Source organism: Paracoccus sp. Z118 (assembly GCF_019061185.1).
Taxonomy (GTDB): Bacteria; Pseudomonadota; Alphaproteobacteria; order Rhodobacterales; family Rhodobacteraceae; genus Paracoccus.
Window position 1 is genome coordinate 19,624 of sequence record NZ_JAHQZU010000025.1, and the last position, 8,303, is coordinate 27,926.

The 8,303-nt window shown below is 64.2% G+C and carries 7 protein-coding genes and 2 pseudogenes; 7 read left to right on the forward strand and 2 right to left on the reverse strand.

Going from position 1 to position 8,303, the window contains the following annotated elements:
• Positions 1 to 63: 63 nt before the first annotated feature.
• The 7 genes and pseudogenes from KTN05_RS14705 to KTN05_RS14735 all read left to right on the forward strand — a co-directional run.
• Positions 64 to 1,395, forward strand: a complete 1,332-nt coding sequence (locus tag KTN05_RS14705; protein ID WP_217330152.1) for a formimidoylglutamate deiminase — start codon at positions 64 to 66, stop codon at positions 1,393 to 1,395.
• A gap of 14 nt (positions 1,396 to 1,409) precedes the next feature.
• Positions 1,410 to 1,955, forward strand: coding sequence for a TIGR02444 family protein (locus KTN05_RS14710; RefSeq protein WP_217330153.1), 546 nt, complete (start codon positions 1,410 to 1,412; stop codon positions 1,953 to 1,955).
• Positions 1,956 to 2,196: 241 nt separating this feature from the next.
• A complete protein-coding gene (locus tag KTN05_RS14715; RefSeq protein ID WP_217330154.1) occupies positions 2,197 to 3,084 on the forward strand; it encodes an ABC transporter substrate-binding protein in 888 nt (295 codons plus the stop codon).
• Between the two features lie 45 nt (positions 3,085 to 3,129).
• Positions 3,130 to 4,071: an amino acid ABC transporter permease gene (locus KTN05_RS14720; protein WP_217330155.1), complete on the forward strand. Its 942-nt coding sequence runs from the start codon at positions 3,130 to 3,132 to the stop codon at positions 4,069 to 4,071.
• Positions 4,072 to 4,082: 11 nt separating this feature from the next.
• Complete coding sequence (locus KTN05_RS14725) at positions 4,083 to 4,835, forward strand: amino acid ABC transporter ATP-binding protein (protein ID WP_217330156.1); 753 nt, start codon at positions 4,083 to 4,085, stop codon at positions 4,833 to 4,835.
• 12 nt (positions 4,836 to 4,847) lie between these two features.
• The gene (locus KTN05_RS14730) at positions 4,848 to 6,167 is read left to right on the forward strand and encodes an FAD-binding oxidoreductase (protein WP_217330157.1); all 1,320 of its coding nucleotides are present in this window, start codon (positions 4,848 to 4,850) and stop codon (positions 6,165 to 6,167) included.
• An 84-nt stretch (positions 6,168 to 6,251) separates the two neighbouring features.
• Positions 6,252 to 6,418 (forward strand): annotated as a pseudogene (locus tag KTN05_RS14735) (transposase); the annotation flags it as partial.
• 32 nt (positions 6,419 to 6,450) lie between these two features.
• On the opposite strand, the pseudogene KTN05_RS14740 reads toward KTN05_RS14735, so the two are convergent.
• Positions 6,451 to 7,739 (reverse strand): annotated as a pseudogene (locus KTN05_RS14740) (IS256 family transposase).
• Between the two features lie 162 nt (positions 7,740 to 7,901).
• A complete protein-coding gene (locus tag KTN05_RS14745) occupies positions 7,902 to 8,207 on the reverse strand; it encodes a hypothetical protein (protein WP_217330158.1) in 306 nt (101 codons plus the stop codon).
• Positions 8,208 to 8,303 lie beyond the last annotated feature (96 nt).

Below are 8,303 nucleotides of genomic sequence, written 5' to 3' on the forward strand. Positions count from 1 at the left end.
CCCCCGCACCAAGATCAAGTATATACATGGCGAGAATATCGGCCAGCGGCAGGAGGTTGAGGAATGTGGATTCATGCGGAAGCGGCGTTCCTTGCGGACGGCTGGGCTCGCGACGTTGCGGTAAGGCTGGACGGCGGCGCAATCGCCTCGGTCACGCCTGGCGCAGCGGCGGAGCCGGGCGCCACCCGCGTCCAGGCGCTGGCTCCCGGCATGCCCAACCTGCACAGCCACGCCTTCCAGCGTGGATTTTCCGGGCTGACCGAATGGCGCGGGCAAAGCCGCGACAGCTTCTGGACCTGGCGCGAGATGATGTATCGCTTCGCGCTGCAGGTAAGCCCCGACGAAATGGATGCGGTGGCGGCGCTCGCCTATGCCGAGATGCTGGAGGCGGGCTTCACCCGCGTCGGCGAGTTCCATTATCTGCATCACGACACGAACGGCAGCCCCTATGCCGACCCGGCCGAGATGTCGCTGCGAATCTTCGCCGCCGCCGAGGCGACGGGCATCGCGCTGACCCACCTGCCGGTCTTCTACGCCCATGGCGGCTTCGGCCCCGCGCCCGCCGGCGACGGGCAACGCCGGTTCCTGCATGGGCCGGACAGCTTCGGGCGGCTGATGGAGTCCTGCGCGGCGCGGCTTTCCCGGCCGCAGGACCGGCTGGGCCTTGCGCCCCACTCCCTGCGCGGCGCCACCATCGAGGAAATCCGTGAACTGGCCGAGACCTGGCCGGGCCGCCCCTTCCACATCCATGTCGCCGAGCAGGTGAAGGAGGTCGAGGACTGCCTTGCCCATGCCGGCGCGCGGCCGGTCGAGCTGCTGCTGGACCGCGCGCCGCTCGGGCCGGACTGGTGCCTGATCCACGCGACCCACCTGACGCCGGCCGAGATCGCCGGCATCGCCGCCAGCGGGGCGGTTGCGGGGCTTTGCCCCGTGACCGAGGCCAATCTGGGCGACGGCATCTTTCCTGCGCCAGAGTTTCTGGCGCAAGCGGGACGCTTCGGCATCGGCACCGACAGCAACGTGGCGATATCGGTGGCGGGCGAGTTGAACATGCTGGAATATTCACAGCGCCTCGCGCATCGCGGCCGGAACATCTGCACGCAGGATGGCTCCACCGGCCGCGCATTGTTCGCCGGTGCCCTGCGCGGCGGCGCACAGGCGCTGGCTGCGCCGGTGCCGCAGATCGCCGCCGGAGCGCCCGCCGATCTCGTCGCCCTCGACGACCCCCTCGCGCTCGATCAGGCCGATAGCCTGCTGGACCGCTGGATCTTCGGCCGCGGGATCCATGTCCGCGACGTCTGGGCTGCGGGCGTCCATGTGGTCAGAGATGGTCAGCATCGCGACCGTGACCGTATCGTTTCCGCAGCCGCGCGTGTGCTGCGGGCGCTGAGCTGAGCGGGAGGACGGGTATGACGACAGCAGACGCGCCGGATTTGCAAGGTCCGCTCTGGGACTTCGCGCTACGATTCTACGCAAGACCCGGCGTCGCACCCGCTTGCCTTGAATTGCAGGAATGCTTCCATCTCGACGTGCCGCTGATGATCGCGGCGCTTTATGCCCGCACACAGGGGCATGTTGTCGATGATACCGTGATCGCCGCGCTGGACGCCCGCACGGCAGGCTGGCGCGACGAAGCGATCCGCCCGCTGCGTGCGATCCGGCGCAACATGAAGGCCGGACCGTGGATGAAGGCTCACCAAGCCGTTCCGGCGCTGCGCGAGGAGATCAAGAGGCTGGAACTCCGCGCCGAGCAGATGCAGCTATCCTTGCTGGAATCCGTCATTCTGGAACTGCGTTCGGATCAGCGGGATGCGGATGCGGATGCGGATGCCCTGAGAGCAGTGGCAGCCCTCGTGGTGAACAACTTCACGGGAACGGACAGCGATGCGCCGGAGCTGACTGTGATTGCAATGGCCGCGGTGAACGCGGCGCGCGAGTCTCAGCGGATAACATGAATAGTATTGACAGATGTTAATGATATTATTTCTATAAAAAAGGCGACAGGGTCCCGCTTCGAGGAGGGAGCGGAGAGCAGATCCTGACTGGCCGGTCGTCAGACAGAATCAAGGCGGACTGTCCGCCCCCATCGTCAACAAACTGAAATCCGTCCAAGGACGGGCAAGGACATGCAATTTGCTCCGACGCAGAGGGGCCGGGCTTCGATCGCCCACGACTTATGAACTCAGGAGAGTGGCAATGAAGACGACGCACAATATGCAGCGCACTATCGCTCTTGCGGGCAGCGCTCTCGGGGCGATGGCTCTGGTCCTTATGGCGGGCACGGCCCAGGCGCAGGCGGCTTCCGACCTGCTGCCCGCGAAATATCGCGAGGCTGGCGTCATCAAGCTCGTGACCGACGCCAAATACCCGCCCTTCCAGTCCATCGACGATTCCGGGAACATGGTGGGCTTCGAGGTTGACCTGTGGGACGCCATGGCCGAGCGCCTCGGCGTTGAACTGGAGGTCACTTCGGTCGCGTTCGATTCGCTCATTCCGGGCGTCCAGTCCGGCCGCTGGGACGTCGCGATGGAAGGGATCACCGACAACGCAGAACGGCAGGAAGTCGTCAGCTTCGTCGATTATGGTTACACCACGTCGTCGGCCTATGTGCTCGAAGACAAAAGCGAGGGCGTCAACGATCACCTGGACCTTTGCGGACTCAACGGGGCAGCCCAGATCGGCACCGAATGGGTCGGGTTCATCACGGCAGAACTGGCAGAGGCGTGCGTCGCAGCAGGAAAACCCGCGCCTTCCGTGTCGGAATTCGGCACCTCCGATGCGACTCTCCTCTCGCTCTATTCGGCACGCACGGACTTCGTCCTGACCTCCGCCGCATCGGCGCAGGAGATCATGAAGGCGGCGCCGCGCGCCGTGACGGTGGTGCCCATGCCGGTCCTGCCGCGAAAGCCGAGCGGCATCGCCTTCCGAAAGGATGAAACAGACCTCGGTCAGGCCCTTCTCGCGGCGCTGAAGGAGGTCCGTGCCGACGGGACCTACGAAAGGATCTATTCGGAGTGGAGCGTCCAGCCGATGATGATGGATCATGAGCCGGGCATCAACCTGGAGACGGTCCCCTCAGAGTAACGCTGCACGGGCCTGCGGATCTTCCGCAGGCCCGCGCCCTTCGAGATGACCATCGAAAGAACCAATCCCATGCCCGATGCTCCTTCCGCAGCCGTTCCCCCGCGGCCGGACAGGCCCATGCTCACCTATGTTCCTGCCAAGCCCTGGGGCAGCCGCGCTGCGGCCATGCTGCTGGTCGTCCTGATTGGCTACTTTCTGCTTTCGATCGCGGGCAATGCCAATTTCGGCTGGGATGTGGTCGGAAATTACCTGTTCGATTCGCGTATCCTGTCGGGATTGTCGCTGACGATCTGGTTGACGATCGTGACCATGATGATCGGCGTGATCCTTGGAACGATTTGCGCGATCATGGCCATGTCTCGAAATATCGTCGTCGCGACGGTGGCCAACGCGTATATCTGGTTTTTCCGGGGCACCCCGGTGCTGGTGCAGCTGATCTTCTGGTACAATCTCGGCGCGTTGTTTCCCGAACTGTCGCTCGGCATTCCGTTCACCTCCTGGTGGGTCTCCGTCCCCACCAACACGGTGATTGCACCGGTCACGGCGGCAATCCTGGGCTTGGGGCTGAACGAAGGCGCCTACATGTCCGAGATCATCCGGAGCGGCCTGCTGTCGGTCGATCCGGGTCAACGTCAGGCGGCCAGAGCGTTGGGCATGACGAATGGCAAGGCGCTGCGCCGCATCGTCCTGCCGCAGGCGATGACCGTGATCATCCCGCCGACCGGCAACCAGACGATCGGGATGCTGAAAACGACGTCCCTTGTCAGTGTGATCTCTCTTTCCGACCTGCTCTACTCGGCCCAGACCATCTATTCGCGCAACTTCCAAACCATTCCGCTGCTGATCGTCGCGTGTATCTGGTATCTCGCCGCGACAACGGTGCTGAGCGTTCTGCAGGCCCGGATCGAGAGGCGCTTCGCCCGCTCGCGTCGCGATCTGGGCGTTACCACGGAAATCACATCCGCCGGCCAAGTGGGGAGTTCATGATGCCCTCGCCCATGATCGTCTTCGATCGCGTCTCCAAGAGCTATGGCGGCTTGACCGTCCTACACGACATCAACCTGACGGTGGCGCCCGGCGAGGTCATCAGCCTGATCGGGCCGTCAGGCTCGGGAAAATCAACGCTCCTCCGCTGCATCAACCACCTCGAACCGATAGACAGCGGCAGCATTACCGTCGACGGCGAACTGATCGGTTACCGGCAGGAAGGCGACCTCGCCTTCGAGCTTTCCGAGAAGCAGATCGCGCGCCAGCGGGCGCGTATCGGAATGGTATTCCAGAACTTCAACTTGTTCGGTCACTTGACCGCCCTCGAGAATGTCATAGAGGCGCCAATCCATGTGCTGGGCATTCCCCGGCGCGATGCCGAAGAGCAGGCGGCAGAATTGCTCACCCGCGTCGGTCTGGCACAGAAGATGCACAACTATCCCCGCATGTTGTCGGGCGGCCAGCAGCAGCGTGTCGCCATAGCCCGTGCATTGGCCATGAAGCCGAAGGTCGTCCTGTTCGACGAGCCTACCAGCGCGCTCGATCCCGAGCTGGTTGACGAAGTGCTCGACGTGATGCGGGCCCTCGCGGAAGAAGGGATGACGATGGTGGTGGTCACGCACGAGATGAGCTTTGCCCGCGAAGTCTGCAATCGGGTCGCCTTCATGGAAGCCGGTCGGATCGTCGAGTGTGGAAGCCCGGCAGAGATCGCCAACGACCCGGCATTCAGGCGCACGCGCGCTTTCCTGTCCAGAGTTCAGTGAGGTGATGGATCGATGAGGCGCAACAGTTCGCCGCGCTGGGATCTGATCGTCGTCGGCGGTGGCATCGTCGGGTGTTCGGCGGCATACCACGCGGCCCGGCAGGGACAGCGTGTCCTGCTTCTCGAACGCGAGACGCCGGGCGCGGCCCAATCGGGTCGAAATCTCGGCTTCGTGCGGCAGCAGAACCGCGACTTCCGCGAGCTTCCGCTTGCAATGGCCTCGATAGAATTGTGGAAGGGAATCGAGGCCGAACTTGGCCGCAAGATGGGCTGGTTCCAAGGCGGCAACGTCGCGCTGGCAGTCGACGAAGCCACCGAGGCATCTCAGGCAGAGTGGCAGGCCCGCGCCCGCGACTATGGGCTTGATACCCGGATTCTCAGCGCGAGCGAGGTGGCCGACAAGGTGCCGTTGCTCTCGCAGGGCGCCGGGGTGAGAAGTGCGATGTACACCGCGTCGGATGGGCGGGCCGAGCCGGGTCGCGCGACGCGCGCTTTCTTCGAGGCGGCGGTTGAACGGGGCGCTTCAGTCAGCCTCGGTGCCGCCGTGTCGGCGATCGAGACCAGCGCAGGCAGAGTGTCGGGCGTGCGCCTGGGTGATCTCATGCATGAGGCTACGGCGGTCCTGTGTGCCGCCGGTGCCGGCAGCAGACGACTGCTGCGTTCGGTCGGCATCGATCTGCCGCAGGAACTGATCCGTGCGACAGTCGCTCGCACCTCGCCGAGCCCGGAACAATCTGTTGACCCCTGCGTCTCGGCGCCGCTCACCGGCATCCGTCAGGATAGCCGAGGGTCGATGGTCATCTCGGTCGCTGGGGGCGAGTACGATCTGCGGCTCGATTCGTGGCGGTACATGCGGCTTTATGCCCAGGCTCGCAAAGACAATCCGGATGCGGCACGGGTCAACTTTCTGGCACCCCTGCAACGCCTTTACCGTCGGCCCCATGTGCCTCCTCTCGCCGATATTCCTCCGACTCGCGATAATGTCTGGCCAGAGCCGAGAAGGGTCGCGCAGGCCCTAGTCGAGTTCAGACAATACTTCCCCGCACTCGCCGATCTTCCAATCGAAGCGTCCTGGGCGGGGGTCATCGACACGCTTCCCGACATGGTTCCCGTGCTGGGGGGCGTGGAGGACCTGCCGGGCCTGCTCATCGCAACAGGATTCAGCGGTCATGGTTTCGGTCCGGGACCGATGGCCGGAAAGATCATGGCCGAGCTTGCCGGAGGGCGATCATCATCCATCGATCTGACCGAGTTGTCGCCGATGCGGCTCAATCACGTACAGGGCCAGTTTCGCCCGATGACCGATGCCGGCGTGCCGAAGCGGTCCCGGTAGGGTCGCCGGAGCGTAGCCAACTAGGGTCAGGATCATTGATCTGCCTGCTGCTGCGTGATTCAGCCTCCGTGAGGAGACTGAACGATGAGCAATCTATTCTGGTTGTCCGACGAGCAGATGAAGCGGCTACAGCCCTTCTTTCCGAAGAGCCATGGCAGGCCGCGGGTCGATGATCGGCGTGTCTTGAGCGGTATGATCTTCATCAACCGCAACGGGTTGCGGTGGTGCGACGCCCCAGGGAATACGGTCCGAGCTATTGCTGAATCTGGGTGACGCGGCTTGATCAGGCGGCGCGGTTTCTGGTGGCGTCGGCTTGAGCGACGCCGTCGGTGAATCTGACGCCTTCGATAAGGCGAGGCAACTGGTTCGTTCCGTTGAGCTTGCGCCATGTCTTCGATGCGGCCCTGACGAGGGTGAAGACCATCAGCTTCGCGGTTTTCTGCGACAGCGCGCCCTTGGTCCGGACGGTCCGGTGACGGACGGTGGCGAACACGCTCTCGATCGGGTTCGATGTGCGCAGGTGGTCCCAGTGCTCGGCCGGGAAGTCGTAGAAGGTGAGCAGAGCCTCGGCATCCTTGGTCAGGCAGGCAACCCCGCGCTGGTATTGGGCGGCGTATTTCTCCTTGAAGGTTTCGATGGCTGCCAGTGCGGCGGGCCGGGTCGCAGCGTGGGAGATCTCCCGCAGGTCGGCCGTGACGGTCGGCTGCATGGATTTCGGGAAGTGGTTCAGGACGTTGGCGGCCTTGTGCACCCGTCGAACGCATGCGTTCGACCGCTGGTGTCGGGTGCCGGGGAAGGCCTCGTCCACCGCTTTCCAGAACCCCATCGCGCCGTCGCCGACGGCCAGTTTCGGAGGGACCACGAGCCCGCGGACCTTGAGGTCGATCAGCAGCTCGCGCCAGCTCTGGGCGCTCTCGCGCACGCCGACCTGGAAGCCGAGCAATTCCTTGCGTCCCTCGGGCGTCGCGCCGAGGACCACCAGCATGCACTCGGCCTGGCTCGCTCCATCCTGACCTGAAGGTAGACGCCGTCGGCCCAGATGTAGACGCAGTTGCGGGCGGAAAGGTCACGGCGCTGCCAGCGGTCGTAGTCCTCCTGCCAGCCCGCCGTGAGGCGCGAGATCACGCCAGGCGACAGGTTCGGCGCGTCCGCTCCCAGCAGCGCCGTCAGCGCCTCTTGGAAGTCCCCGGTCGAGACCCCGCGCAGATAAAGCACCGGCAGCAGGGAACCGAGGCTCTTCGAGCGCCGCGCCCATCGCGGCAGGATGTTCGAGGTGAAGCGGATCCTTCTCGCAGCCGCCACATCGGCGGCGCGATCACGCACCTTCTGGCGCTGCACCGGGATCGGACCGATGCCGGTCTGGATCACCGGCTCCGGCCCGGTGCCGTGCCGGACAACGCGCTGGCGGCCGTCGGGCAGCAGTTCGTCCGCAAACTGCGCGACGAAGCTGGTCGCCTCGGCCCTGAGAGCCGCAGCCAGCATCTGGCGCGCGCCCTCACGGGCAATCTCGGTCAGCGGATCGAGGAGTGAACCAGGCTGGTGCAGCGGGGTGATCGTGGTATCGTCCTTCATGGCGTATCGCTCCCTCGCGAGGTTCTGGCAGGCTTCAGCACCCGCCACGATACGCCGCCTTCTCAGGCCCCATCACCCATTTTCAGCCATAGCTCTTCCGACAGTTGTCCTCGCTGACTTTGCCGAATCCAAGACGCTTAGCCGCCTAGTATGTCTGCTAGATCAATTTTGCCAAGCTAGAGGGATATGTCGATCCAGGCTCAACGTTATGCCATTTCCGTAGAGCCCCGGCACCAGAAGCGTCAGCGGCTGACGCAGGGTGATCTGTATGATGCCACCGGAGGGGGGCAGTTCCAGCACGACCTCCAACCGGTCCCGATTGAAGGTGACCGCCTCCCGAATGGTCGCTTCAAGGTGCTCGAGATCGCCGCTCGTCTCTGGCGGGTCAATCAGGACCCTTCGCGTAGCGATGTCCGCGGCGAAGGCCAGCTCGTTGCGAATAAACAGGGCACGGCCGAACTCGATCACCCCTAGGCTCCAGACCCATTGATTTCAGGCTGTTGGCGTGATTCAGGCACGGCGAGGAGACCTGATATATGAGCAACCTGTTCTGGCTGACCGACG

What these genes read in the sequence shown, in the direction of transcription:
- KTN05_RS14710 (WP_217330153.1), top strand. Translation starts at nt 1,410, where the DNA reads ATGACGACAGCAGACGCGCCGGATTTGCAAGGTCCGCTCTGGGACTTC.
- KTN05_RS14705 (WP_217330152.1), top strand. Translation starts at nt 64, where the DNA reads ATGTGGATTCATGCGGAAGCGGCGTTCCTTGCGGACGGCTGGGCTCGC.
- KTN05_RS14730 (WP_217330157.1), top strand. Translation starts at nt 4,848, where the DNA reads ATGAGGCGCAACAGTTCGCCGCGCTGGGATCTGATCGTCGTCGGCGGT.
- KTN05_RS14715 (WP_217330154.1), top strand. Translation starts at nt 2,197, where the DNA reads ATGAAGACGACGCACAATATGCAGCGCACTATCGCTCTTGCGGGCAGC.
- KTN05_RS14720 (WP_217330155.1), top strand. Translation starts at nt 3,130, where the DNA reads ATGACCATCGAAAGAACCAATCCCATGCCCGATGCTCCTTCCGCAGCC.
- KTN05_RS14725 (WP_217330156.1), top strand. Translation starts at nt 4,083, where the DNA reads ATGATCGTCTTCGATCGCGTCTCCAAGAGCTATGGCGGCTTGACCGTC.